The sequence below is a fragment of the Bacillus nitratireducens genome (assembly GCF_036320425.1).
Classification (GTDB): domain Bacteria; phylum Bacillota; class Bacilli; order Bacillales; family Bacillaceae_G; genus Bacillus_A; species Bacillus_A nitratireducens.
This window is the reverse complement of record NZ_JAUMJO010000041.1, coordinates 1-805: the sequence shown is the minus strand read 5'-3', so window position 1 is coordinate 805 and position 805 is coordinate 1. Positions and strand designations below refer to the sequence as shown.

The following is an 805-nucleotide window of genomic DNA, read 5'->3' as shown; positions in this document are numbered from 1 at the left end:
ATACTATCCGGCAACTTATTCATTAATGCCGTTACTTCTTCCAACTTACCAACTATTTTACTATTTTTCGCGGCTACCTGAAAGACTTTTGTACCCTCTGCGAATTTTCCGAATGCAGCTGTTCCTTTCACTGCGGCGGTTACTTCACCAACGCCGACAAAACAACTGCCAATATCAAATATCGCACCACCAAGAGCATAAGGATCGGTCAATGCTTTTTCTACATAACCTTTTACGGAGTTAACTAGTGCCTTACCATACTTAGGATAATCTTGCCAGCTGATGATGGCTTGTCCAAGACTTTTTATCGTATTACCTGCTCCATATATATCGTCCAGTTTCCATTGTTCTGTTTCTACGCCGCGGATCGAGTTAAAGCCCCACTCACCAAGCTCTAAGACTAGGCTCCCTAGCTTCGTCGCACCTATCGCAATCCCACTAATAGCGGAACCTGCCGCCCCTAAAAAACCTTCCAACACCAAGGCATCATCGGCAAGTCCTTTCAGGAAAGGAATGTTCTCCCCTACCCATTCTGTGCCTTTTCTCAATACATCCCATTTCTCACCAGCACTCTTGGAAAAGTTTTGAAGCCAAGCCTCCACTGGATGATTGTCCGCCCATTCCTCTTGCTTTTTCTTCATTTCTCTTTCAGCTTGCAGTTGCGCTTCTTTTTTCGCCTTCGTGATTTGTGTATCCATTTCATGAATGCCTTTTGCCAAATCATCTAGTGCAAAGAAAGCTTGCAGTTGCGGATCAGTATAAGATAAACTACCCATCTTCCCTGCAATTTGAACTTGGTTGTTTA

The 805-nt window shown here is 43.9% G+C and carries 1 pseudogene; it reads right to left on the bottom strand.

Features of this window, described 5'->3' with window-relative positions:
* Nucleotides 1–805: pseudogene (locus Q3V31_RS30675) on the bottom strand (hypothetical protein); the annotation flags it as partial.